22 protein-coding genes, 1 tRNA gene and 2 pseudogenes are annotated in these 24,520 nt (G+C 43.8%); 5 read left to right on the top strand and 20 right to left on the bottom strand.

All coding sequences use genetic code 11. The features are described 5' to 3' along the window. Nucleotides 1-18 precede the first annotated feature (18 nt). Nucleotides 19-1,140 carry an NAD(P)/FAD-dependent oxidoreductase gene (locus tag E4T82_RS08920; RefSeq protein ID WP_135182485.1) on the top strand — a complete coding sequence of 374 codons (1,122 nt, stop codon included), beginning with the start codon at nt 19-21 and terminating at the stop codon, nt 1,138-1,140. A 56-nt stretch (nt 1,141-1,196) separates the two neighbouring features. Here E4T82_RS08920 and E4T82_RS08915 read toward each other — a convergent pair whose 3' ends face one another. From E4T82_RS08915 to E4T82_RS08875, 11 genes are all read right to left on the bottom strand, one after another. Continuing rightward, nucleotides 1,197-2,240 (bottom strand): zinc-binding dehydrogenase, encoded by a 1,044-nt coding sequence (locus tag E4T82_RS08915; RefSeq protein WP_135182484.1) that lies wholly within the window; start codon nt 2,238-2,240, stop codon nt 1,197-1,199. Nucleotides 2,241-2,530: 290 nt separating this feature from the next. Next, nucleotides 2,531-3,685 carry an MFS transporter gene (locus tag E4T82_RS08910; RefSeq protein ID WP_135182483.1) on the bottom strand — a complete coding sequence of 385 codons (1,155 nt, stop codon included), beginning with the start codon at nt 3,683-3,685 and terminating at the stop codon, nt 2,531-2,533. 157 nt (nt 3,686-3,842) lie between these two features. Then, a complete protein-coding gene (locus tag E4T82_RS08905) occupies nt 3,843-4,184 on the bottom strand; it encodes a Lin0368 family putative glycerol transporter subunit (RefSeq protein ID WP_135182482.1) in 342 nt (113 codons plus the stop codon). 15 nt (nt 4,185-4,199) lie between these two features. Beyond that, nucleotides 4,200-4,559, bottom strand: a complete 360-nt coding sequence (locus E4T82_RS08900) for a Lin0368 family putative glycerol transporter subunit (RefSeq protein ID WP_135182481.1) — start codon at nt 4,557-4,559, stop codon at nt 4,200-4,202. 17 nt (nt 4,560-4,576) lie between these two features. Then, complete coding sequence (locus tag E4T82_RS13035; protein WP_265588326.1) at nt 4,577-4,816, bottom strand: DAK2 domain-containing protein; 240 nt, start codon at nt 4,814-4,816, stop codon at nt 4,577-4,579. A gap of 64 nt (nt 4,817-4,880) precedes the next feature. Next, the gene (locus E4T82_RS13030; RefSeq protein ID WP_265588325.1) at nt 4,881-5,156 is read right to left on the bottom strand and encodes a DAK2 domain-containing protein; all 276 of its coding nucleotides are present in this window, start codon (nt 5,154-5,156) and stop codon (nt 4,881-4,883) included. 66 nt (nt 5,157-5,222) lie between these two features. After that, complete coding sequence (locus tag E4T82_RS13025; protein WP_280842414.1) at nt 5,223-5,417, bottom strand: dihydroxyacetone kinase subunit DhaK; 195 nt, start codon at nt 5,415-5,417, stop codon at nt 5,223-5,225. Between the two features lie 40 nt (nt 5,418-5,457). Continuing rightward, nucleotides 5,458-6,204 (bottom strand): dihydroxyacetone kinase subunit DhaK, encoded by a 747-nt coding sequence (locus tag E4T82_RS08890; RefSeq protein ID WP_280842413.1) that lies wholly within the window; start codon nt 6,202-6,204, stop codon nt 5,458-5,460. 18 nt (nt 6,205-6,222) lie between these two features. Then, complete coding sequence (gene dhaM / locus E4T82_RS08885; RefSeq protein WP_135182480.1) at nt 6,223-6,606, bottom strand: dihydroxyacetone kinase phosphoryl donor subunit DhaM; 384 nt, start codon at nt 6,604-6,606, stop codon at nt 6,223-6,225. Beyond that, complete coding sequence (locus tag E4T82_RS08880) at nt 6,607-7,413, bottom strand: triose-phosphate isomerase family protein (protein WP_135182479.1); 807 nt, start codon at nt 7,411-7,413, stop codon at nt 6,607-6,609. After that, a complete protein-coding gene (locus E4T82_RS08875) occupies nt 7,407-7,850 on the bottom strand; it encodes an RpiB/LacA/LacB family sugar-phosphate isomerase (RefSeq protein WP_135182478.1) in 444 nt (147 codons plus the stop codon). The genes E4T82_RS08880 and E4T82_RS08875 overlap by 7 nt, the downstream gene beginning before the upstream one ends. A 244-nt stretch (nt 7,851-8,094) precedes the next feature. Between E4T82_RS08875 and E4T82_RS08870 the strand changes: the two genes are divergently transcribed. Further along, a complete protein-coding gene (locus tag E4T82_RS08870) occupies nt 8,095-8,847 on the top strand; it encodes a DeoR/GlpR family DNA-binding transcription regulator (RefSeq protein WP_135182477.1) in 753 nt (250 codons plus the stop codon). A gap of 48 nt (nt 8,848-8,895) precedes the next feature. Here the strand turns inward: E4T82_RS08870 and pyk are convergent, their stop codons facing one another. The 3 genes from pyk to E4T82_RS08855 form a co-directional block, all read right to left on the bottom strand. Beyond that, nucleotides 8,896-10,401 (bottom strand): pyruvate kinase, encoded by a 1,506-nt coding sequence (pyk, locus tag E4T82_RS08865; RefSeq protein WP_135182476.1) that lies wholly within the window; start codon nt 10,399-10,401, stop codon nt 8,896-8,898. A gap of 51 nt (nt 10,402-10,452) precedes the next feature. After that, entirely contained in the window at nt 10,453-11,466 is a 1,014-nt protein-coding gene (gene pfkA, locus E4T82_RS08860) for a 6-phosphofructokinase (protein WP_135182475.1), read from the bottom strand. 80 nt (nt 11,467-11,546) lie between these two features. Then, nucleotides 11,547-14,654 carry a DNA polymerase III subunit alpha gene (locus E4T82_RS08855; protein ID WP_135182474.1) on the bottom strand — a complete coding sequence of 1,036 codons (3,108 nt, stop codon included), beginning with the start codon at nt 14,652-14,654 and terminating at the stop codon, nt 11,547-11,549. Between the two features lie 253 nt (nt 14,655-14,907). On the opposite strand from E4T82_RS08855, the gene E4T82_RS08850 reads away from it, so the two are divergent. Genes E4T82_RS08850 through E4T82_RS08840 form a run of 3 tightly spaced genes read left to right on the top strand, consistent with a single transcriptional unit; the run spans nt 14,908 to nt 16,832 of the window. After that, a complete protein-coding gene (locus E4T82_RS08850) occupies nt 14,908-15,273 on the top strand; it encodes a GntR family transcriptional regulator (protein WP_075104337.1) in 366 nt (121 codons plus the stop codon). A gap of 3 nt (nt 15,274-15,276) precedes the next feature. Next, the gene (locus E4T82_RS08845; protein ID WP_135182473.1) at nt 15,277-15,984 is read left to right on the top strand and encodes an ABC transporter ATP-binding protein; all 708 of its coding nucleotides are present in this window, start codon (nt 15,277-15,279) and stop codon (nt 15,982-15,984) included. A gap of 14 nt (nt 15,985-15,998) precedes the next feature. After that, the gene (locus E4T82_RS08840; RefSeq protein WP_135182472.1) at nt 15,999-16,832 is read left to right on the top strand and encodes an ABC transporter permease; all 834 of its coding nucleotides are present in this window, start codon (nt 15,999-16,001) and stop codon (nt 16,830-16,832) included. A 53-nt stretch (nt 16,833-16,885) separates the two neighbouring features. Here the strand turns inward: E4T82_RS08840 and E4T82_RS08835 are convergent, their stop codons facing one another. The 6 genes and pseudogenes from E4T82_RS08835 to E4T82_RS08815 all read right to left on the bottom strand — a co-directional run. Beyond that, complete coding sequence (locus tag E4T82_RS08835; protein ID WP_135182471.1) at nt 16,886-21,328, bottom strand: pullulanase; 4,443 nt, start codon at nt 21,326-21,328, stop codon at nt 16,886-16,888. A gap of 187 nt (nt 21,329-21,515) precedes the next feature. After that, nucleotides 21,516-22,499 (bottom strand): annotated as a pseudogene (add, locus tag E4T82_RS08830) (adenosine deaminase). Nucleotides 22,500-22,660: 161 nt separating this feature from the next. Next, nucleotides 22,661-22,748, bottom strand: a tRNA-Ser gene (locus E4T82_RS08825). Between the two features lie 218 nt (nt 22,749-22,966). Continuing rightward, complete coding sequence (locus E4T82_RS08820; protein ID WP_135182470.1) at nt 22,967-23,158, bottom strand: XRE family transcriptional regulator; 192 nt, start codon at nt 23,156-23,158, stop codon at nt 22,967-22,969. A 141-nt stretch (nt 23,159-23,299) separates the two neighbouring features. Next, nucleotides 23,300-23,446, bottom strand: a complete 147-nt coding sequence (locus E4T82_RS12530; RefSeq protein ID WP_167753606.1) for a hypothetical protein — start codon at nt 23,444-23,446, stop codon at nt 23,300-23,302. Nucleotides 23,447-24,384: 938 nt separating this feature from the next. Continuing rightward, nucleotides 24,385-24,520, bottom strand: a pseudogene (locus E4T82_RS08815) (ISAs1 family transposase); the annotation flags it as partial.

Below are 24,520 nucleotides of genomic sequence, written 5' to 3'. Positions count from 1 at the left end.
TTATGCTATACTAGAGGTATGACAGAGAAAAAAATTATCATTATCGGTGGGGGAATCGTTGGCTCTACTGCTGCTTTTTACCTCTCTCAAGACCCAGACATGCAGGTTACACTTATTGATGAAGGAACCGGCAATGCAACACGGGCTGCTGCTGGCATTATTTGTCCTTGGCTCTCCCAGCGTCGCGACCAAACTTGGTATCGCCTAGTGGATAAGGGAGCAGCCTTTTATCTGGAACTGATGCAGGATTTACAGAAAGCAGGTATCACCGATCTGCCATATAAGCAAACAGGAACTTTGGTTTTTAAAAAGAAAGACTCCCTGCTCAGCAAATTAGCGACCATGGCACAAGAAAGACGGAACCAGTCTCCCATGATTGGCCAACTCGAAGTGCTAAAAGGGCAAATGCTAAGGGAACAAGTCCCTCCTCTTATAACAGACCAAGGCGCTGTTCTCACACATGGAGGTGGACGAGTGGACGGTGGACAACTCTTAGACCAATTGCAGGAACTATTTCAACAGCAAGGCGGTCATTTCATCAAGGGGCAAGCTCAGCTCTTGCCTGACAAGCAGGTGCAGGTAGGTGCAACTGTTTATCCTTATGACGAGATTATCTTGGCAACAGGTGCCTGGTTGCCAGATCTTCTCACACCACTTGGCTACGCGGTCGATATTGCTCCGCAAAAAGGACAGCTGCTTGAGCTAGATACCACCTTTGATACGGATACTTGGCCGGGCTGCATGCTCCATGGAGAAATTGACATTCTGCCATTTGAAGAGGGAAAACTGGTCATCGGAGCAACCCATGAAAATGACCAAGGCTACGATTTATCACTTGATAGGGAGAAAATCCAGCAGATGAAAGACATTGCTACTTCTTTTATCCCTGACTTGGCGCAATCCGAAATCAGCCAGACCCGCGTTGGAACCCGTGCCTATACTTCGGACTTTCTGCCCTTTTACGGAAGACTATCCCAGCAACCTGCTCTCCTAGTAGCAAGCGGTCTCGGATCCTCTGGACTGACCTGCGGCCCTTTTATCGGCTGGCAACTGGCCCAGACTATCCTTGGACAAAAGACAGGGTTTGATGCCACCCCCTATTCACCAGATGCTTATATCACCGTCAGACAAAGCGACTAATACCCAAAATCCCTCTTCCAAATGGAAGAGGGATTTTAGAAGGTTAGAATGTCATACTATTCTACAATCAACATGGATTTGATAACCTTGCGGTCTGCCATGTCTTGGTAAGCTTGGTCAATATCGTCCAAGGAATAAGTTTGGGTAAAGACGCGACCTGGATTGATGTCGCCGTCAAGAACGGCTTTGAGCAAGACTTGCTTGTTATAGGTCGTTACAGAGGCTGAGCCACCTGCAACTGAGATATTTTGGGCAAAGGTTGAGCCGAGTGGGCGGCTGTTGTAATGCGGTACTCCGACAAAACCAACGCGCCCACCATTATGAAGCACTCCGAGTGCTTGTTCGATGGCAGCTTCTGTTCCTACACATTCAAGGGCTGCATCTGCTCCACCCCCTAATAGTTCACGTACTTTGGCAATGCCCTCTTCACCGCGTTCTGCTACGACAGCTGTCGCCCCTGATTCCAAGGCCATGGCTTGACGATCGGCATGGCGGCTCATCAAGATAATCTGTGAAGCACCCATCATTTTAGCCGCAATGACTGCACATTGACCCACAGCACCGTCGCCAATCACGACCACCTTGTCTCCACATTGCACATGTGCAACACGGGCTGCATGGTAGCCTGTAGGCATAACATCTGCCAAGGTAAGAAGAGACTTGAGCATCCCTTCTGAATAGTCAGACGGCTGTCCAGGTACCTTCACCAAGGCCCAATTTCCATAGTGGAAACGAAGGTATTCTGACTGGAATCCACCGCCCCAGTTGGTCGGCGCTGGGTGATTGTCACAAGTTCCGTCAAATCCTGCACGGCAAGCATCACAATGCCCACAACCATGTGTAAACGGTACAATGACAAAATCACCCGGTTTGACCGTAGTAATCTCACTCCCTACTTCTTCCACAATCCCCAAGGCCTCATGACCAGAGTTGATCGAATGCGCTGCCTTATCATCCCCATGCGAATAAGACCAAAGGTCTGACCCACAGACACAGGCCCGCACAATCTTAATAATGACATCATCCTTTTCTTGAATCTGAGGCTTGTCCACCTCACCGATAATCATAGAACCAGCCTTTTCAAAAATCGCTGTTTTCATGTACTTTCCTCACTTTCTTTTACCATAGTGGATTGAGAAGGGAATAGGACAAGGCAGAGAGCTACAGATAGAACCGGTGTTCATCAAAGCAACTGAACGATGTCCTAATACTCAAAGAAAATCAAAACGCAAACTAGGAAGCTAGCCGAAGGCTGTATTGAAGTACAACAAGGCGACGCTGCCACGTTTGAATGTGATTTTCAAAGACTATAACCTTTATTCAATTCACTATAAACTGTTTCTAGTATAGCACTTGAAGTAAACTCCAAGTCAAGGATTTTTACAGAAAATCATCTATTTTTTATTTTGAACAATTCATATGCCAACAGGCAGGCAATAACCATCAGGCCAGCACTGATATAAAACGGAGTGATGAAGGTTTCAATCTGGAGTTTTTCTAGTAATTTGGTCAGTAAGACAGGTGTTAGAACGACACCGATATTTCCACCAGTAATGGCAAGACTAGTCACAAAATGAACTTGTTCCTTAGGAAAGTGCTTGGAAATATAGTAAAAATTGAAAGACATGATGCCGACAAAACTCATCCCCACTAAAATACTAGCCAATACAAAGAGTGGCAGGTTGAAAGGTAAGGTAAAGAGAAGATTGCCAAGTCCCATTGCCATTAGGACAGCAAAGAGGGTTCTGCCGCCTAATTTCTTTACAATCGGTCCAAAGAAACAGCCTGTGATGATTCCGCTAAAGGCCAAGATGGTAAGCAAGTGACTGGACAGGGTGGTAGAAAGACTGTACTGGGTCACGAGTAAACTTGGAATTTTAATGGTCGCACCGATATAACTAATCCCCACTAGAAAGGTGAGACAGACCACCAAGCCCACCTTACGGTTCCAGACAAGGGTTTCTTTGACAGCTACCTGCGCTTGATGTGCCTCAGGAACATGGAGGTAAAAGAGCACCAAGACTGGGAAGGCTAGCAGATACACTAAAAAGGTATAGTTCACCCCAATGAGTAAGGCATAGCCTGCAACAAAGGTGGTCAAGGCCTTTCCTATATTTAAGAAAGCCGTCCGCAGACCAATCATCTGTGCTCGCACATCTCCCTCGTAAAAGTCACTAATCAGGCTGATAGACAGCGAATTGTAGAGCCCAATTCCCAGTCCTAAGAACAAACGACAGACAAAGATGAGGGGAAAGGAAGCCAAAAAAGTGGGCAAGGCACCAAAGATACCAATCAAGCCCAGTCCTAGCAAAACAGTCCGCTTGGTACCAAGCCAAGATACGACTAGGTTGCTCAATAAGACCGTAATGGTGATCATCATGGCAGGCACCGTCACCAAACTTTCTACCGAAGCAAGCCCAATATTGGCATTCCTTGCGTGGTAGTATTCATACAATTTGGGAATGGCTGGCGCAATTGCCAAGTGAGACATTAAAAAGATGGAAATCACCAAGAGTGAGAAGCGCATCATGGATTTCGTTTTCATGTTTTCTCCTTTCTTTTACACCATAAAGCAAAACATGTACCATTATACACCGAAATAAGTCGAGATACAAGTTTCCACTTGGCCTCTCTGACAAACAAAAAACCTTGCTCAACCACTATTGATTCAGCGAGGTTTTTTCATTTTTCAATTGATGGGACTATAAGAAGAATGATAGAATCACTCCTCCGATAAGTCCTCCTACTAATGCGGCTGCTAGATTTGGCATGGCCTTATTTAGTTTTCCACCACGTGTGAGTGTTGAGACAAACACTCCAACACCTGCTGCAAGCCCCATGTCAATCCAGACAGAACCTGCTTGCGTAATCATTGGTTTTGGAATCCCATGATTCATTGCCCAGACTGTTCCAACGATGAAAGCGGCTGCAAGCCAGCCACCAATTGCCCCCCAGTGTTCGACCATTTTTCCCCAAATCATTTGAATGACAAAAGGAAATACAAAACTACCTACTATTGTCGCAATTGCTTGTTGAATCGTCATACTGTGTGCTCCTCCCTATTTTGCATCCCGTTCCATATCATCTAGAATCTTTGCAGAAACAAAGCCCCCTAGAGCAGATCCAAGCGCTACTAACAAGAGAGTAGGTACAGAACTAGCGACTTCATTCCAACCGAGTAAAAAAGCATCACGACAAATACCACAAATGGCAATACCTAGCCCCATATCTACAAAGGCTGTGTCATCATCTTGCTTAATCAAGCCAACATAATGATTCATGAACCACATAGGACCGATGATAATAAAGGCTGCAAAATAGCCGCCAACAATCCCGTAGGCATTCCCAAATGCTCCCCAAACACTCATTACAATCATGCCTGCAATCATGTACCCCAGCGTTGATCGTAAAAATTTCATATCATCTCTCCTTCAATCTAGCCTAACTTCTTTACAAAACATTCAAACAGTTTCCACGAAGATTCTGCACCTGGATCCCGATGGCCGATGGCTCGTTCACCTAAACGAAGAGCACGCCCTTTTTTAGCGACAATGTTATCTGTACTTTCTGCACCTTGTTTCATCACAACTAGCGCTTCTTGCATGACCGATGCTACATCGTCTGTTTCTTGATGCTGTGTTAAATAGTCCATTGCAGGAGCCATGGCATCAATCATAGTCTTATCACCAAGCTCTGCTTTTCCGCGATTTTGTACCGCAGTAACTCCTGCCCGTACATCTCTACAAACTCTGCAAAAGAAACCGCTTGCTTGTTCTGCGCAGCTGCCCCATTTTAAGAAAGAAACTGCCGTATAAGGGGCCAGAAGCTCCACCGACTTTTCCTAAAAGAGACATACCTACTTTTTTAAACAAGGTAGAGATGGTCTCAGTTGCCGTATCAAATTGTTCTAGTTGCTTGCTAACATCACGAAATCCAATGCTCAGATTGATGCCGTGATCGCCGTCTCCAATACTTGAATCTAAGGAGGTGAGGTAATCCCGTTCTACTTCAATCATTGCAGCCATTTCTTCAATGACAGCTTTAAAATATCCTATTATTAAATGTTGTCATTATCATCACTCCTATGCTTTATAGTAAGGGGTATCACATGGTAAATCGAGCAATTCTTTCAATTCTGCGTCCACTCGAAGCAGAGTGATGGACATACCAACCATATCCATTGAAGTGGCAAAGTTCCCTACCAATGATTTATGGATGGCAATTTGATCAGTTGTCAACAATTCGTTCAACTTGCGGTAGCAGATGTATTGATCCATGAGTGGTAAGCCACCTAGACCATTTACTAATATAGCAACTTCATCTCCGACAGCTAATCTTGATATAGCTGTAGATTTCTTCTACTACCTCATCAGCTGGGCGTAATTTCTCACGGCGGATACCTGGTTCTCCATGCAAGCCCATCCCGACTTCCATGTCTCCATCTTCCATGTCGAAAATTTCTTTTCCAGTCACTGGCAAGGTTGCAGACGACAAGGCAACCCCCATTGAGAAGGTGTTTTCATTTGCCCGTTCAGCTACCGCTTTTACCGCGTCCAAGTCATATCCTTTGGCAGCAGCGGCCGCAGCTACTTTAAATACAAACAGGTCACCTGCAACTCCACGACGATCGTCAAAGTTTTCAGATGAAATCAAATCATCTTTTACAGTAACGGTTTCTACCCGGATACCATCATCTGCTGCTAATTCAGCTCCCATATCGAAGTTCAAGACATCCCCTGCATAGTTCCCGTAGAGATATAAGCATCCCTTACCACTGTCAACAGCTTTTACGGCATTGTAGCATGGTTCTGGAGATGGTGAAGTGTTGACATTGCCGACTACAGCAGCATCAGCAAAATCTTTTCCAACATAGCCCAAGAATAAAGGTTCATGGCCTGATCCTCCACCGATGATAATCCGTACCCGCGGTTCTTCACTTAGCTGCTGACTAACTACTACACGGTCATCATGCTCTAATAGTCTTACATACTGAGGATTCGCTGCTGCATAGCCTGCTAGCATTTCTTCTACCACATTGTAGCCGTCGTTAATGAGTCTTCTCATGAGTTGTTCCTCCAAAAATTATTTATTTAAAGATATTTCTTCCAATATATCCTCGGTACAGGCGCCAATTGATGCTTGTACTGCTCCTATAAAAGCTCCTTCAATCAAAGGGGCGTCAAATAGGGTGACTTTCTGTCTATCTTCTTCTAAATCCATCATCTCTATAGCTGTCTCCGAGCTGAGGATAGAACTTCCAATATCTGCAAAAATATAGATTTCTTCGCATTCACAACAGGCGTTCAGATGTTCGTAGATGGTAATGGCATTGGTTCCTAAACGACCATCGCCAGTTCCGCCTGCTGAAATAATTCGTACAGCTGTGGAATCTATCATTTCCTCCAGCATTTCCTTCAACCCCTCTGAGATTTTTTCAGAATGGGATACTAAAATGATTGCTTTCACCTACTCACCTTCCTGCCTTTTTATCTGATGAACGAGTCGAATAATGTCTGCAAAATGATGCGGATTATGACCGAAACGTCCGACAAAGACCCCGTCCACGTTTTCATCTTTCACTAGCATCTTCGTATTTTCTTTACTCACAGATCCACCGTAAATAATCCTGACAGAAGTTGCCACCTCTGTTCCGTAGTCACCAGCGAGAATCTCACGAATGATGCGATGGGAGGCCCATACATAGGCATCATCTGCGGCCTCTGCTTGACCAATCGTCCAAACAGGCTCATAGGCAATGACTAGACGCTTGAGGTCGTGACTGCTGATACCAGCTACTGCTGTCGACAATTGCTGCATAAAATAGTCTCGCCTTACTTCTTCTGTGCACCGAACAGAATCGCCGATACAAAGAACAGGAGTCAAACCTGCCTCAAAGGCTAGCTGCAACTTCTGATGAATGAGCACATCTGTCTCACCAAAGTATTTCCGACGTTCAGCGTGACCCAGCTCTACATAAGAGCCTCCCATATCGATCAATGATTCGATAGAAAACTCGCCCGTCATTGCTCCATTCGCAATGGGAGCGATATTTTGAGCACCGTATCCTACCCTACCGTCTCGCAACATAGTCGCTGTTTGATGCAGAACCCCTAGGCTTGGAAAATAAAATAAGTCAACATCGGCATCTGCTAACGACTCTAATTCCTGCAAGAAACCTGCTAGGTACTCTTTTTCTAATGCCATCGTATTGCGATAATTTTTCTGGCTCAAGCCCACGATCGGTCTACGCGTGTTTTTTCTGTCCTCTAGCATCTATTTTCTAACTCCATCACTTGCGCAATTTTTTTAGAAGAAGGACTTTCCACAAAGTGTTGTCCCAAGAAGGTAAGGACTAGTTCAGCGGCTAAATCCCGACCCACAACCTTGGATCCGATGGTGATAATGTGGGCATTATTACTCAATTCCGCACGTTTTGCAGAGTAGATATCATGTACCTGTGCCGCACGAATCCCTTTAATCTTATTTGCAGCCATCGCCATTCCAATTCCTGTCCCGCATAATAAGATTCCCTTTTGTACTTCACCTGCTAAAATGCCATTCGATACTTTTTCTGCAATCCCTGGATAGTCAATACTATCTTCGGAATAGCAACCATAATCTTCTACGTCATATCCATGACTTCCAAGCACGGTTTTAATAAACTCTTTTAGTCCGTAAGCATTATTATCTGCTCCAATTCCAACTTTCATATAGCACACCTCTCTGAAAATTTACTATCACAATGATACCGCTTTCTTTTCTTTTTTTGTCAACGTTTTTTGTTTTTTAGAACAAAAAGATAAATAAAAAGAAAGAAAGGAAACTAATTGGAAAGAGTTCGCGTTGCAACCTTCACAATACTTACTTTATATATGCTTTTACTTGACATTTTCCACTATTTTCGCTATGATAACGTATCGATAACCGTAAGAAAGATCGAATCGGAGAATGACCATGTATCAGGAAGAAAGACATAGAAAAATACTCGATATTTTATCTCAGAAAAAAAGTATACGTGTCAAAGATTTAAGCGAAGAGTTAGGAGTATCCCGTGTAACCATTCGGAATGATTTGGCGATACTTTCCCAGAAAAAACTAGTAGATCGAAGTCATGGAAAAGTGAGTGTCATCGATTCCTTAAACTTCCCAGCGCATACTTCCTATAATTTTAGAAGTAAGAAAAATGACATCTTAAAACAGCAAATCGCTCAAAAAGCATTTGCCTTAATTCAAATCCTCATCGATGCAAGCTCTACTGCTTACGAGCTGAGCAAATTGATTAGCCAGTCCTCTCTTCGCCTCACGGTGTTAACGAATGGAATGATGACCGCTGAGCTCTTAAAAGATGTTCCTAATATCACTACGATTCTCATCGGAGGGATTCTCAGAGGACGCTCCAACGCTATTGAGAGCACCTTGGGAGCAGAGATGTTGCTCAAGATGAACATCAATAAATTATTTGTCTCTGCACATTCTTTCAATTTGGCAGATGGCTTGTCCGACTTTAACATTTACGAAGTTGAACTAAAGAAGATGATGGTCAAGCACTCGGAAAAAGTCATTGCCTTAATTGATTCTTCAAAACTAGAAAATTCTTCTGTTGCAACCTTTCTGAGCGCTGATCAGATTGATACCTTCATTACTGACGATCATATTCCCGCTAATCTGTTAGAAAAATACCGACATTCTGGTTTGCATATCGTATAACAGCACCAAAAAAGCCTTAGTGATTTTCACTAGGCTTTTATCTTACTTTTATTTTACAGTTCGGACACGCATGGTGTTTGTTGAACCAGCAACACCAACTGGCACACCTGCCACGATAACAATATCGTCGCCTGATTGAACAAGACCTGCTTTAATCGCTTCGCGTTCTGCCAATTCAAACATGTCATCTGTAGAGGCTGGCTTATCCGTCACAACTGGAATGACCCCCCAGTTAATCATCAATGATTTTTGCACTTCTTCTGTAAAGGTTACAGCCAAGATGTCTGCATCTGGACGATATTTAGAGATAGAACGTGCTGAGAATCCAGTTTCCGTCACTGTAACGACCAACTTGATGTCCATTGAGTGACACGCATCACGAACTGCTGACGCAATCACTTCTGTCTTACTTGTACGCTCAAAGTTAGAAGCATCCAAACGACCGTATTCGTTTAAGAGAGTTTGGGCATTTTTAGCAATGGTTGCCATTGTACGAACGGACTCAACTGGGTATTTACCGTTTGCTGACTCACCTGAAAGCATGGTTGCGTCTGTTCCGTCAATAACTGCATTGAATACGTCTGATACTTCTGAACGAGTTGCACGTGGTTTTTCAGTCATGGTTTCAAGCATGTTGGTTGCTGTGATAACGGCTTTACCTGCTGCGTTGACTTTAGTGATAATCATTTTTTGGTAAACTGGAACCATTTCAAATGGTACTTCAATCCCCATGTCACCACGCGCAATCATGATACCATCTGCTGCTTCGATGATTTCATCAATGTTGTCAATCCCTTGTTGGTTTTCGATTTTCGCAAACAATTTCACGTGAGCATTTCCAGTTTCTTCACAGATTGCACGTACTTCGTTGACATCTTTTGCAGTACGAACGAATGAAATCGCGATAAAGTTCAAGCCTTGCTCAAGACCGAAACGGATGTCTGCGTTATCGCGCTCAGCAAGCGCTGGGAAAGGAATTTTAGTGTAAGGAATGTTTACACCTTTTTGTTTTGCAATGACACCGTCATTTTCAACCGTTACTTCAAATTCACGTTTTTCATCGTCTTTGGCAAAGACACGAAGACCAAGTTTCCCATCGTCCACAAGGATTTGTTTGCCGACTTCAACATCATCATAGATGTCAAGACCACCAGCAACGTTCAAGGCAATCACTTCACGAGTTGATTTGATTCCTTGCTTGGTAGCAACACGAAGCGTTTCACCAGTTGTATACTCGTATTCTTTTGCATCGCCTTCAAACAATTCTGTACGGATTTCAGGACCTTTAGTATCAAGCAAGAAACCAACTTTTTGACCAGCGATTTCTTCAGCACGACGGACTGTTGCCATACGGTCACCTTGCTCTTGGTGGTCACCGTGTGAGAAGTTGAAACGGAATACGTTTGCGCCTTCTTTGATTAATTCAGCGATTTTCTGAGCAGATGCTTCAACATCTAATTTTTCACCCCAGTAACCATCTTCACCGAATTTTTTACCACCACGGATTTCAACCGCAGGACCTAATGTAGCAACAAGTTTTACGCGTTTATTCATGATTTGTTTTCTCTCCTTCTGTTGTATCAAGTGTATACAGGCATCATCGATTTAGTAACGAGACAAGCTACGAGCTAGTCCAGCTAACTTAGCATCCCCTCTATGAGGGTTGTTGACAATAATCTTACCGTCTTCACCGAGGCAGAAAAGGGCATTTTCTTCTTTTGTACCAAGGATTGGGTTGGCAACGAGGTCATCTTTATGAACACCAACAGCAAGACCACCACGCCCTTCTTTCAGAAGTTCTACAGCATAAGCCCCCAAGCGGGATGCAAGAACGCGGTCACGAACCGTTGGACGACCACCACGTTGGATGTGGCCAAGCTCGATGGCACGAAGGTCGCTGGTATCGCCAGCTTCTTTCAATTTCTTCGCAAATTCGTGAGCGGACGTCACTCCTTCAGCAAGCATGACAATGTTGTGGTTTTTCCCTTTTTCGTAGCCCTTGCGGATGCTTGCAACCACCTCTTCAATTTGGAAGTCTTCCTCTGGGACGATGATTTCATCTGCACCGATGGCAATACCGGTCCAAAGAGCGATGTCACCAGCGTGGCGTCCCATCACTTCCACAACGAAGGTACGGCGGTGGCTCATGGCTGTGTCACGAATTTTATCAACCGCATCCATGACGGTCATACACGCTGTATCAAAACCAATCGTAAAGTCTGTACCTGGAATGTCGTTATCAATTGTACCTGGGATACCGATGGCTGGGAAACCATGCTCTGTCAAACGCATCGCTCCGTGGTAAGAACCATCTCCACCGATGACCACGACACCTTCGATACCATGCTTTTTCAATTGCTCAATCCCTTTTAATTGACCTTCTAATTGAGCAAACTCTGGGTAGCGGGCAGAATACAACATGGTACCACCAGTACCGAGAATCCCACTAACGCCTTCTTTTGTCAATGGAAAAATGTCCCCAACAACCATTCCGGCATAACCATAGTTAATCCCGAAGACTTCCATTCCTTCTGAAATTGCTTTACGAACGACCGCACGAACGGCAGCATTCATACCAGGGGCGTCACCGCCACTGGTCAAAACAGCAATACGTTTCATTTAACTAATGCTCCTTTTTCATTTTTAACTGTATCATTATATCACATTTACCCGCAGTATGCTTGACTTTTTACTAATTTTTACCGAAAAACCGTTTTCATTGAAACTTTCTGTAAGCGAGGTTGCAAATGGGGTGATTTTTCGACAAATATCCGTTCTAATTGGACGGTCTGATTGCTATCTTGGTAATGCAAAATGACTGGAATCGTTCCTGGATACTCGGCCAAAATTGCAGCAATGTTCTGGTCATGCTCTCGATTTTCCAACAAAATCCAAAATTTTTCAGTGCTCGGTTGCTCCAGCCTATCCAAGACCAGCTGCAATTGGCCATCTCTGTCTTGAACCTTGCCTGTCAGATAGAACATCTCGCCTTCTTTTAAGAGATTCTGATAGCGTTGGTAGGTTTCGGGAAACAGGGTCACGTCGAGTTTTTTCTTGGTATCAGTCACTTGGACAAAGGCCATTTGTTGACCTGTCTTCTTAGTACGAATAACCCGAACCGACTGAACTTGTCCTAGAACTGTAGCTCCACTTCCTGCCACCAATTCCGCAAAAGGGGTATGCAGCTTGCTAGAAGATTTCGCTAATAATGCCAAGGGGTGGGGACTGATACCAACCCCGATAATGGACTGCTCCAAACTAAATTTTTCACTGTCGCTATAGTCTTCGGCATCCAGCCAACTATAGCTCTCTTCCGAAAAGAAGGTTCCAAAGGTATCCGCAAAGACAAAGAGATTGTCCAAGTTTTCCAAAATCTTCTTGCGATTGGGCTCAAAGTCATCGAACAAACCAAGCTGAATCAAGGGTTTCAAGGTCTCCTGCTTCTTAAACGGAACAGGAAGGCGTAGAATAAAATCCTCCACACTCTTAAACGGTCGCTCTTCAATCATCCAAAAGGCCAATTCTTTGGGCAATCCCTTGATATTTTTCAAGCCCATGTAAATCTTTTTCTCGTCAAATTTATCGTGGTAGGGAATGTTGTTAATCGTGACAGGCGTAACTTGGAAATCAAATTGCAGGGCGTCTGAAATGTAATCACTGCTTGAGTAGTTGAGCATGATATCAAAAAAGACATCGGGATAATGGGTTTTAAAGTAGGCCAACTGAAAGGCAAGAGCTGAATAAGCATAGGCGTGGCTACGGTTGAAACCATATCCTGCAAATTTTGCCATCATAGCAAAGATCCTTCTTGCCTTGTCCTCCTCATGTCCATTTTGAATGGCTCCTGCAAGGAAGTCCGCTTCCATGCTCTGCATTTCTGTCTTGTTTTTCTTAGACATGGCGCGGCGTAACAAATCGGCTTTCCCAAGAGTAAAGCCCGCAAAGCGCTGAGCAATCTGCATCACCTGCTCCTGATAGAGCATAATGCCATAGGTCGGTTGCAAAATAGCTGCAATCGAATCATCCAATAGATCAACGGCTTCCTGACCATGCTTGCGCTTGACAAAGTTATCCGAGTAATCACTGGCCCCTGGACGATTGAGACTGGTGGTTGCTACAACGTCCTCAAATCGACTTGGTTGAACCCGCTTGAGCAGGTGAATAGCTCCTGGCTGCTCAAATTGGAAAATCCCCTTGGTCTGCCCCTTGGCAAAGAGTTCTAAGGTGGCGCTATCTTCCAAGTCGATGTCTGAAATCACCATTTTCTTGCCATATTTTTCCTCCACAGTTGCTGCCATTTTCTGGACGAAGGTCAGATTGCGCAAACCGAGGAAATCCATTTTTAATAGACCATTCGCTTCTACAGCATGGGCATCATACTGGGTAATCAGCATGTCCTCACCTGCCTTTAAGGGAATGGTATCTGTCAAATCCTTATCGCTCATCACAACCCCTGCCGCATGAATCGAGGTTTGTCGTGGTTGCCCCTCAATCTGCTGGGCAATCGCATAGGCTTTTTGGTATTCAATTTTACTATTGATGACCTGACGAAAAGACGCGTTTCGTTCATAGGCAATAGCTAGCGTATCACGGAAAGAAATCTTCTTCGTGATGCTACTCACTTCATATTCTGGTATTCCATAGCGCTTTAAGACATCCCGCAGGGCCTGCTTGGCTCCAAAGGTAGAGTAGGTCACAATCTGCGCCGCATGGAAACTCCCGTACCGTTCCCGCACATAGCGGATAAAATCACCACGGTGAATATCTGGAATATCAATATCAATATCAGGCATGCTGTAGCGTTCTACATTTAAAAACCGCTCAAAGAGAAGCGCATGCTTAACAGGGTCAATCCCTGTAATGTAGAGGGCATAGGCGACGAGACTTCCAACCGCAGAACCACGCCCCATTCCCATGTAATAGCCCTGACTGCGACCAAAACGCAACAAATCCCAGACAATTAAGAAATAGTCGTCAAAACCCATCTGGTGAATGACCGCTAGCTCCTGTTCTAGACGCTCCTGATATACAGGACTAGTCAGGCCTCTACTTCGCAGGCCTTCTTCCGCTTTTTCACGAAGTTCTTCCACCGCTAGGCGCTCCCGATTAAAACGTGGCAACTTCAAGGCCTTATCCAGTTCATAGGAAATGCCAGAAACCAAGCGGTTCAATTCGTCTAACGCTTCTGGAAAACGTTGTCGAAACATCGCTGCCAGACTTTCTGGGCTGACAAAAGACTGATGATGAACCAACTGCGACACTTGATTGAGAGGAACATTTTCCTGAATCGCATGGAGAACCTGCAAGACCTCTGCTTGGCTTTCCTCAAAATACCGCACGGTGTGAAGTGGAACCAAGGGACGACCTGATGGTACAACTGGCGTCGTCTCACAGACCCCAATGTAAAAATCCACCCCTACATCATACTCTTCAATCCCATCAAAATACGGGATAATCAGAGCAATCCCTGTCAAGTACGGTCGAATGAACTCAAATTCTCTTTGCCCTGTCATCTTGGCCGTTGAGATTTTGAGGAGATTTTGGTAGCCTGCTGTATTTTGGGCAATCAATTGAACCACCAAAGTCTCATCTTGAGAGAGAGATAGCTCCATCTCACAGCCAATAATCGGCTGGATTCCTGCCTTCTCACAAGCCTCCATAAAGGAATAGGCCGCATACAGATTATCACGATCCATGATACCTAGATGCGTGTAACCCATTTCCTTGGCACGCGCAACATAGCGCTCGATGGTCATCATACTATCCATAAAGCTATAGACGGTCTTGGTATCCAACTGTGCTAGCATATATCCCCTCATTTTCTTTCTATGTCCTTTTCGTTCTTATCTACTATTATACACGAAAAATAGCCCCCTTGCTACTCTTGGCTTTGACACCCTTGTAGGCAATCCTATTTTAAAAAAGATGGATTTTTTAGAATAAAATGAGAAATAATACTTGCAATCTTAAACAGAAAATTGTATCATATATATAAGACAAAGATACAGAGTGGCAGATGACTATCTGTCACCTTATAAAATATCATTGAAAGGAGCTATCATGGCTTGGAAATTCGATAACAACTTCCCAATCTATATACAGATTGCCAATACCATCAAGTTGCAAATTGTGACGCACCAACTCAATTCTGGAGATAAACTTCCGACCGTGCGTGATTTAGCAGAAATTGCTGGTGTCAATCCCAATACCGTTCAACGGGCCTTGTCTGATCTCGAAAGCGAAGGATTTGTTTACTCAGTCCGCACAACAGGACGCTTCGTGACAGATAATCTCGACCTGATTCAGCAGACCCGGGTCAGTTTGGCCAAAGACGAGCTAGAGAACTTTGTGACCAATATGTTAGACCTGGGATTTGAGCAAGAAGAGCTCGTTCAGCAATTGGAAAATTATCTACAAGGAGAATAGGATATGGAAAAGAATTTTACCCTCGTTGAAATCCAGCAAGTATCAAAAGCATACGGCGGATTGGTAGCCTTAAATAATATCAATCTCAAACTGTCAGCTGGAAAAATTATCGGTCTCTTGGGACCAAATGGCTCTGGTAAGACGACCTTAATCAAATTGCTCAATGGTCTACTCCAACCCGAATACGGTCAGATTTTAATCAACGGTCGCAGACCATCTCCTGAAACCAAGCAAATTGTGTCTTATCTACCCGATACGACTTACTTGGATGAACACATGCGAATCACCGAAGCCATTGATTTCTTCAAGGATTTCTATGCTGATTTCGATGAGGCACGCGCGCTTCACCTGCTTCAAGACCTCAACATTGAGCTCAACAGTCGCATCAAGCATTTATCAAAAGGAAACAAGGAAAAAGTTCAGTTGATTTTGGTCATGAGCCGGCAAGCCCTCCTCTATATCCTCGATGAACCGATTGGTGGTGTGGACCCTGCTGCCCGTGACTATATCTTGCGAACCATCATCAACAACTATTCTCCAACCTCTTCTGTCTTGATTTCAACCCACTTGATTTCAGATGTCGAACAGATTCTCGATGAAGTCATCTTCCTCCAGTACGGCAGTGTCATTCGCCACAGTGATGTCGATGATTTGCGGATCGAAAGCGGAGAATCCATTGATGAACTTTTCCGCCGTGAGTTTAAGGCTTAGTAAAGGAGATGACTATGTTTGGAAAGTTATTAAAATATGAATTTAAGGCGGTCGGCAAATGGTATCTTGGCCTCTATGCCGCAGCTGGACTACTCTCTATCATTATTGGTTTGTGGCTCCAAAACCTCATCCAACGTCCAGAAGCGCCCCTCTCTGATTATGACAGAGGATACCAAGTCGGAACCACACTCGCCAACACGATTGAAGGCGTGGTACTGACTGCGATTATCATTGGCTTTGCCATCGTCATTGCAGGTCTCTTCCTCTCAACCCTCTTTCTCATTATCAATCGTTTTCGAAAGAATGTCTACGGTCGTCAGGGCTACTTGACCATGACCCTGCCTGTGAACAGTCACCAGATTATCCTCAGTAAACTAACGACTGGTTTTGTCTGGAGCCTCCTATCTGGCATCACCACGATACTATGCCTCTCTATTCTCTTCTTCATTGCCTTTGCGCCAACACTTAACGAAAATCTAGGTGAGGTGATGCGGGCGCTCAATAAAGCCTATCAAGAGCTGACAATGCTGGCAGAAATGAACCTTGGTCTTTATTATATAATTAGTCTCATCGTAGGTACTGTGAATTCTATTCTCTTGATTTATTTTGCTATTTCACTCGGTCAGCTATTCAAGGACCACCGTACCTTGCTCGCTGTTGTCTTCTATTTTGCCATCAACTTTGTAGAAGGTATCCTCAGCTTCGTATTGCTCGCATCCATGGGAGGATATGTTGGAGCACCAATGCCCGCATATAGTATCCTTACTATCATCCTCAGCCTCCTCCTCTCTGTTGGCTACTACTTCGGTACCTACTACATTATGACCAATAAATTGAATCTTCAATAACCACAAAAATCTCTGAAACACGATTGTTTCAGAGATTTTTTAGTAAGAACGCATTACTCGCTCTTTTTATTTTTTCTAACCATGGCTAGTCCTGCTGCAAGCGATAGAATAGCTAGCCAGAAGCCTGCCGTTGAGGACTCGCTACCTGTTCTTGGTAAGCCTTTCCGATTCTTTCTTCCTGGCGTTCTTGGCTCATCTTGCGGCTGGGACTGGTCACTCACCTTTGGTGGCTCTGATCGAATAGAACTTGGCGGTGGTGTTTTCTGATCATCTGTCTTAGGAGTAAGGGTGACAGGGACAACCAACTCGTCCCTACTATTATCAGGGTAGGTCACGATAACTGAAATACCATATTCACCCGCCCTAGTTGGTAACTCCGTACCTGGGGCAAGCTGAACCGTCCCTTGACCTATCTCTGCTACTGCTCCTATAATATCTGACTCATTCAACTCACCTTCTGGTTTCGTCACATGAGAAACCGTTGGGCTGGTCTTCTCTGCATCAGACTTCGCAATAATCTTAACGAGGACATCAAGCTCATCAGTACTATTATCTGGATAAGTCACTACAACTGGAACATTATGTTCGCCCACTGTGCTTGGCAACTGCGTGCCGTCTTTGAGAGTAACTGTACCGTTGCCCTTATCTTTGACTGCACCTGTAACGTCAGCCACCGTCAACTCGCCCTCTTTTCTTTCTACTGTATCAGCAGTCGGTGTGGTCTTATCCGCATCTGTCTGCGGTGTTGGTTGCGGATTGTCTTGTGTGTCTGATGAAGCTGGGACTTCTTGGTAAACATAGGTCACAACCAGAGTAGTATTTCCTACCACTCGACCAGCCGTAGGTGCTGAAGAGACTAAATGACTATGTTCATCCACCTCTCCAACCTTGTAAGTTCCTGCTGGAGCTAATGTATAAGTTTTGCCATCGTAGCCCACAATCGTCTGTGTCTTGTGTTCGGATTCTTCCGTATTGTAGGCAGTATCGACTGCTGCATTATAGTGAACAAGGGCATTGTCTTTCAATACTCGATCGTTGATGTCGCGATATTTAATAATCACCGATCCTTTGACTATTTTGTCTCCACTCGGTGGTATCTGCGCATCTTCTTTTGCAATCCGTAAAACCGTTGCGGTCAGCGGCGCAAGGGTCAAGCCATTTTCGGTGAACTGGATCCCCTCTGGCGTTTTAATCGCTTCTGTACCTGCTTGTTTTCCGTCTGCTAGTACGGCTGCATTCTTCAGAGATTGTTTGACTGTAAAATGGCGCTCCTTGATATCGGCGTTGACAAAGACCAGATAGACATCACCATTGCTTGCGACAGTCTGGTAACCCAAAACAAGATCTTCTTTTTCAACACCATCTTTTCCTGCTGTCGTCAGCAAGGTCACGCGTTTGTCAACTTCTTCTTTAGAGGCTAACTTGAAAGCATCTGTGGATTTACGCAGAGCCACCAAGCCTGCCGTATAGGCACGGCTTTTTACATGTTCAGGATAGGCTACGCTGTCTATCGCCTTGCTCCAGTCAAAATGATTGACCGCATCGCTTGAATCATAGGAATCATGGATAAAATATGGATAATCAAATGGGCTACCGTCTTCATTGGTCAACAGATGAGACTTGTTTGGCACCTTATCGTCTGAGACGGGCGTGCGATAGTCTGGGTGGCGGAATTGCTTGGTCCGACCATATTCTTGACCCGAATGGATAAATGGTGTCCCTTGAGAGGTCAAAATCATGAGATTCCCCAGACGGAGACGGCGATGAATCTCCTTTTCATTTTCCGGCTTGGTAGGGTCTTTTTTAATCGACTGGGCGATAATGTCTGCTAATGGCAAATTATCATGAGCTGCAATGTACTGGATGACATCACCTGGATCATCTGCTACAAAGTTTGTTGGCTGCGCCTTGATATTGCGGAAAACTTTTTCAATATCCTGTTTTCCATTGGTGATAAAGGCCGGCGTACCTTCATTAGGATAACCTGACTTCAGCGTATTGCGGATATCATCTGAAAATACCGCGGCCGAATTGGTGAATTTCATCCAAGACTGGTCAGCAGGCTGAATAGGTTTGTTTTCATCCCCTGAGTAGGTTGTCCAACCTTCTCCTAGCATCACGAGATTGGGATTGAGCTTTCTTGCTTCATCGTAAGCCTTTTGAATGGTTTCAGCATCATGGTCCCCCATCAGGTCAAAGCGGAAACCATCCACCTTGTATTCGTCAGTCAAATACTTGATAGAGTCCACCAAAACCCGACGGCTCATATAATGGGTTGTTCCAAAACGACCGCCACCGTAGCTGGTTCGCGGAGTACCATCTGCGTCCATAAAATGATAATAATTTGGCTCTAAATCTTCAAAAAGATCCGTTTTCGCTGTGTGATTATAGACGACATCCAAGATGACCCCCATACCACGCTTGTGAATTTCATTGACCAGCTCCTTAAATTCTGCGATGCGCGCACTCGGATTGGTCGGATCGCTCGAATACATACCTGTTAGAGAGAAATAATTCTGCGGGTCATAGCCCCAGTTATAGTTGCTATTACTAGAAGCGTATTCGTCCATCCGCTCTGCATTTTTGAGTTCATTGACATGGTAATAACTAAGGACAGGCAATAGCTGAATGTGGGTCACACCCAGCTCTTTTAGATAATCCAATTTCTCCACAAAAGCTGAGAAGGTTCCAAACTGTGCCTTCAAGTCATTTGCAATCGCCTGATCAGACGTAAAATCACGGACATGGGCTTCGTAAATCACTGCATCTTTCCGGTCTTTAAAGCCTGAGATACTAGCATAAGTCAAGTCTTTTGGTCCGACTTCTGTTGGGTCTACAAAGGCTGCTTTAGCTACTTTATAAGAAGGATCTATCCCTGCCAAATCGCTGTTCCAGGCAGCTAAAGACTTGGCATAAGGATCCAAGGTTAAGACAGATTGGTCACCCCGCTTGATTTCATAGTGGTAATAGTAGCCACGATAGTCCCTAATCCCTAGGTCACTATCTGCGGTCAAGTCTGCATACCAGGTTCCTTTTTCCCCTTTGGTCATGGCAACTCTGCCAATCACCTTTCCTTGATCTTCTTTATCATAGACCACTAGTGACACCTGATCTGCACTTGGTGACCATAGGGTCACGGCAACTTTTTGACCATTTTCTGTCACACGGGCCCCCAGCTCACCATCATATTGATACAAGTTATCTTTCAACTGCCAATTCATACCTGTCTTAAATAGCTCACTTCCATAACTTACTGTATAAGGAGAGTGCTCCTCATCAAACTCTCCTTGAATCATGACTTTTTTCGCAGGTTCATTCAAGACAATATCCTTGATTTCTACAGGTTGATTGTCCTTATTTTTCACCTGTATGTTCTTTAATAGCTCTTCTTTTACAGCATTTTCCAAAGTGGTAAAGGTTGCTTCAATTTCAGTTGGACGAATCTGTTGTGCTCCTGTCAATCGAATATTATTGACAAAATAAGGATTGGTATAAATCATAGGATCGGCATCTCTCACGAAAAGCTGGCGATGTTTTTTCAGGTCTGTAAAACGGTAATCATTTGGCTGAATCTTCACATCATCGCCTGACTTGCTCTCATCTAGTAACAAAAAGCCGATTGATTTAGCCACATCAGTCAATTTAACATCAACATAGGATCCATACTTGCCCTGCTTATCAAAATCAACCCCATCAGGCCAATTCGTCGTAGGCTGTTCCACATCTCCCCACAACCACAAGGACTTGCGGTCATAGTTGTTGTCTGAACGCAGATAATTGATCCGCACCATGCCTTCCGCTATCGGCTCATAGGGATAGGGAGTGTAGGCATCATCCAGCCAGATTTCATTCATCTGAGAACTGAGCAACTCCACCGTTTTATCCCCTGTCAGATTTTGACCTGCTATGTCATTGATTAAGAAGCTGATTTTTTTCCGCTTTGTTGCAGATAAGGGCACATCTAGATAATAGCCATACTCATCTTGCTTCGCCTCTGAAAACTTAGTGGCTCCCACAGGCCAGGCACCATTCTGACTAGAGGGTTTCTCTACATCATCCCAAGTCCACAAGCCAATATTCGCAAGGTTATCCGAAGGCAGTTTTTTGAAGTGCAGACGGATAGATCCTTCTTTGATTTCATCCACTTTCCCTACAGTTGCTGACCGAAATACAGAGACTGTCGCTTCCGTCTCAGCTTGTCCTGTCGCCTTGTCCGAATCGACTGGCTCAGATGCACTCGCTTGACTAGTTTCCCCAAGAATCTTATTTGGTGTTTCTTGACGGTCTTCTGTCTGATCCTTGTCTTTTAGCCCATCTTCTTTTGGTATTACAGAATCCACCTGCACCTTTGCTATATCTGAACTTGCCTCTTCTGCTTGGACCATCCTATTACCCACGATCCAAAAACTCGCTGATAAAAGGACCGAGGCAGTACCATAGGTTAACATACGCAAGCTAAAGTGCTGGTGCTCCTTGCTAGCTGTTTCTTTTTTCATTTAGAATCCTCCTAGAAACGAATTGAACGCAAACGTTTGCTTTACTCATTCAGTATATCCTATTTCTATCGAGATGTAAAGGCTTTCATGGTGATTTGTAGATATTTTTTACATCTGATACAGAAAAACATCACGAGCTGGGCTTGGCGTGATGTTCTGCTGATTTTAGTTCGTTTTGATAGGCGTGTTACAATTTTTTTAAGAGCTTCTCTTTTTCTGCTTCACTTGTGAAACTAGCTCGAATGGCGTTCTGGTTAAAGCGATAAAAATCTGCCTTACTGGTTCCAAAATACTGGACAAACAGGGCATATTCCTTGGTCAAATTGGTATCTGACACCGTGCGATTATCCGTGTTAATCGTGATATTGGCACCCATGTCATAGAGAGCCTGATAAGGGAAGTCTGCCAACCTTGGAGCTGCTCCTGTCTGCAAGTTACTGGTCAGACACATCTCAATCGTTGTACCAGATTGGACAACTTTCTCCATCGTTGTACGGTCTTTCAATAGAGCTGTGCCATGACCAATTCGAGAAATACCGAGTTGGATGGCATGGGCGACATTGGCGACACAGCCACATTCTCCTGCGTGAAAGGTTAGGGGTAAGCCTAGAGCTTGCGTTTCTTTGATCGCCTCTTCCAATGCCTGCGTCGGAAAATCTGCTTCATTTCCTGCAAAATCAAATCCTACCAGACCCTTTTGGGCTAGACTTACAACTTCTGCAAAAATATCCTGAGTCTGTTCTCGTGGAGTTTGCTTCAAGCCACAGACCAAGACTTTAGCGACAATTCCAAATTCTGCTTCTGCTTCCTTGATGCCTTCCAAAACAGCTTCAACAGTCTCTAAGGCAGTTAAGCCTTAATCCATGGACAACTGCGGTGCAAAGCGAATTTCCATATAGAGGACATTTTCTTGTGCTGCTTGCGCTGCAACATCATAGGCAGCAAGTCGAAGAGCTTCCTTGGTCTGGAGCAAGGGGCGAATCACATCAAATACGGTCAGGTAATCCAGCAAAGATTCCGTCTGTTCCGGTGCTGTCACTAGCGTCCGTAACTCCTCATCATCAAGAGGCAAAGAAATCTGGTCCATCTCTGCCAACTGTCGAATAGCCCTCAGGGATAAGGAACCATCCAAATGGCAATGAAGCTCTGTTTTCGCTAATGTCTGGAGAATTTTTTTCCTGCATTTGTTACCTCTTCGTTCGTTTATTGTTATCCATCATACCATATTTAGACTAAATTTCAATAACAATGGAAAAAACAGAATATTTTCATAAAAACAACTACAGCTGTAAAGAAAAACAAAAAAGGCTCCACCTAGGGAACCTTGTAAAACGGAAGACATGGGATTCGAACCCACGCACGCTGTTACACGCCTACCGCGTTTCCAACACGGCCTCTTCAGCCTCTTGAGTAATCTTCCATATTCTACAATGGAGCCGGTGGGAGTTCCTAAAACCTTGTTAAACTAAAGAATACTTTGTTTTGGGTCTGTTTTTAGGTCTGATAGAAAAAATCATGACCTTATCTCCTATCGCTCTTTTATATTCTGACATATTCAATCCTTAAAGTCAAGAATTTTTTCAAAAAAACGCGGGAAAAAAGGCCGGTCTTTCGACTGGTCCTAGAAACATCCTGTTTTTATTCGATAATCTCCTTTACATATTCTGTTAATTTAAGCACATTTTCATAAGACATGCGCTCAATTCTTGTAAGTCCATTTGCATAATTCGATAAGGTCTGTTCTGAAATTCCTGTACATTTAGAAATTTGATAGCGTGACTGCGTTACTAATAAATTTGATATTTCTTCCTGAGATAATACCTCGATCATGTTTCTACCCCTCATCATCTTTTGAAATCCAAAAATATACTAGAAATATGAAAATAAAAATCACTAATTGCTTCATAATTCTTTCGTGTTATGATATACTCAAAATAGGCGTAGGGGCTTTCGCCCCAAACCTATTGAACCTTATTTAAACTTCCTTGCTGGGGCTGTTTTCTTAGGTTCTTTTTTTGTTGCCTTTATCAGTTCTGCTAGCCCTTTTAGACTTGCTCCGATACCTGTCAAGGCAATCCCTACCGAGCTTACAAACTCAGCTATTTCTGAGAGCTTCATAACTCTTTCCTTTCTTTTGATTTTCTTATCTAAGGTAACCTCCCCTTACCTTATGTCTATATTATACTATTATTTATAATAGTAGCCAAGTGTTTTTACAAACTTTTTTCGATTTTTTTTTAAAATTTTTTGCTCCTGCTTCCGTTATAACGGCAATCATCGAAAATGTCTGTTATAACAGCAACAAAAAAACACCAGCACGAGGCTGGTGACTCCATAGACTTCAAATAATCAACTAAATGAGCCTTCGCTCTGCTTCAAAAATACGCAATTTGTTAACCGATAACCGACCAAGGTCTGAGCCATAGGGAGCTACCCCATAACTTCCTTGGCGTTTTAGTGGCTAGGCAGGACTGGTTACCTCCAACTTTCACCCGACGTTCAGAAAATATCCAATATTTAGCAGTATTGTTTTTTCTATGCACCTTTGGGCTACTCATACAGATTTTTAGTGTAAGCAACAATCTTTTCAATCGTCAATGTGCACAATAGCTTATTTTGGCATTACCACCGCTTCGCAAGTCGCCAAATTTGGATTTAGTGGCTTATTCCCCACTGGGGCGTCTATTATCGCTACCACCGTTTAATCTTGGTCTAATTACGCATTTTATCCACATCATACGCACTCTTGCTATTCTTTCACTTCGCAACAATCTATCATCACTCATAGATTGATTACTTATCTAGCGACAGTATCCCATCGCTAGCGTAACGAGAATGACGCATACAATCTTAGCATGTTGTCAAGCAATCTTCACTAAGTTATTTAGTTGATTATTTGAAACCTGTGGAATATTTAATTATATATCAAATACATACAAATGTCAACTACTTTTACAAACTTGTCACGACGTACGCATGAAAAGTTTCCCAGTGAGCTTTCGTCCTTAGAAAGCATTTTAAAACAGGCAAAACATTCGGTCTCCCCAGTATTGAATCTACTTCCTAAATAATTGTGGTAAATAGTCCTCCAAATGGACAGAAATATAGCGTTGTTTACGACGATAACTCAAGTCTTTCTTTGAAAACTGAATCACTTTCAAGAAATAGAGACACCATTTTCTGATAACATTC

Origin of the sequence: Streptococcus cuniculi, from assembly GCF_004570575.1 — a bacterium.
Lineage (GTDB): Bacteria > Bacillota > Bacilli > Lactobacillales > Streptococcaceae > Streptococcus > Streptococcus cuniculi_A.
This window is presented reverse-complemented; position numbering and strand designations above follow the sequence as displayed.

Coding starts and splice junctions, on each gene's coding strand:
- E4T82_RS08920 (WP_135182485.1), top strand. CDS start 19: ATGACAGAGAAAAAAATTATCATTATCGGTGGGGGAATCGTTGGCTCT.
- E4T82_RS08915 (WP_135182484.1), bottom strand. CDS start 2,240: ATGAAAACAGCGATTTTTGAAAAGGCTGGTTCTATGATTATCGGTGAG.
- E4T82_RS08910 (WP_135182483.1), bottom strand. CDS start 3,685: ATGAAAACGAAATCCATGATGCGCTTCTCACTCTTGGTGATTTCCATC.
- E4T82_RS08905 (WP_135182482.1), bottom strand. CDS start 4,184: ATGACGATTCAACAAGCAATTGCGACAATAGTAGGTAGTTTTGTATTT.
- E4T82_RS08900 (WP_135182481.1), bottom strand. CDS start 4,559: ATGAAATTTTTACGATCAACGCTGGGGTACATGATTGCAGGCATGATT.
- E4T82_RS13035 (WP_265588326.1), bottom strand. CDS start 4,816: ATGATTGATGCCATGGCTCCTGCAATGGACTATTTAACACAGCATCAA.
- E4T82_RS13030 (WP_265588325.1), bottom strand. CDS start 5,156: ATGATTGAAGTAGAACGGGATTACCTCACCTCCTTAGATTCAAGTATT.
- E4T82_RS13025 (WP_280842414.1), bottom strand. CDS start 5,417: ATGGATCAATACATCTGCTACCGCAAGTTGAACGAATTGTTGACAACT.
- E4T82_RS08890 (WP_280842413.1), bottom strand. CDS start 6,204: ATGAGAAGACTCATTAACGACGGCTACAATGTGGTAGAAGAAATGCTA.
- E4T82_RS08880 (WP_135182479.1), bottom strand. CDS start 7,413: ATGCTAGAGGACAGAAAAAACACGCGTAGACCGATCGTGGGCTTGAGC.
- E4T82_RS08875 (WP_135182478.1), bottom strand. CDS start 7,850: ATGAAAGTTGGAATTGGAGCAGATAATAATGCTTACGGACTAAAAGAG.
- E4T82_RS08870 (WP_135182477.1), top strand. CDS start 8,095: ATGTATCAGGAAGAAAGACATAGAAAAATACTCGATATTTTATCTCAG.
- pyk (WP_135182476.1), bottom strand. CDS start 10,401: ATGAATAAACGCGTAAAACTTGTTGCTACATTAGGTCCTGCGGTTGAA.
- pfkA (WP_135182475.1), bottom strand. CDS start 11,466: ATGAAACGTATTGCTGTTTTGACCAGTGGCGGTGACGCCCCTGGTATG.
- E4T82_RS08855 (WP_135182474.1), bottom strand. CDS start 14,654: ATGCTAGCACAGTTGGATACCAAGACCGTCTATAGCTTTATGGATAGT.
- E4T82_RS08850 (WP_075104337.1), top strand. CDS start 14,908: ATGGCTTGGAAATTCGATAACAACTTCCCAATCTATATACAGATTGCC.
- E4T82_RS08845 (WP_135182473.1), top strand. CDS start 15,277: ATGGAAAAGAATTTTACCCTCGTTGAAATCCAGCAAGTATCAAAAGCA.
- E4T82_RS08840 (WP_135182472.1), top strand. CDS start 15,999: ATGTTTGGAAAGTTATTAAAATATGAATTTAAGGCGGTCGGCAAATGG.
- E4T82_RS08835 (WP_135182471.1), bottom strand. CDS start 21,328: ATGAAAAAAGAAACAGCTAGCAAGGAGCACCAGCACTTTAGCTTGCGT.
- E4T82_RS08820 (WP_135182470.1), bottom strand. CDS start 23,158: ATGATCGAGGTATTATCTCAGGAAGAAATATCAAATTTATTAGTAACG.
- E4T82_RS12530 (WP_167753606.1), bottom strand. CDS start 23,446: ATGAAGCTCTCAGAAATAGCTGAGTTTGTAAGCTCGGTAGGGATTGCC.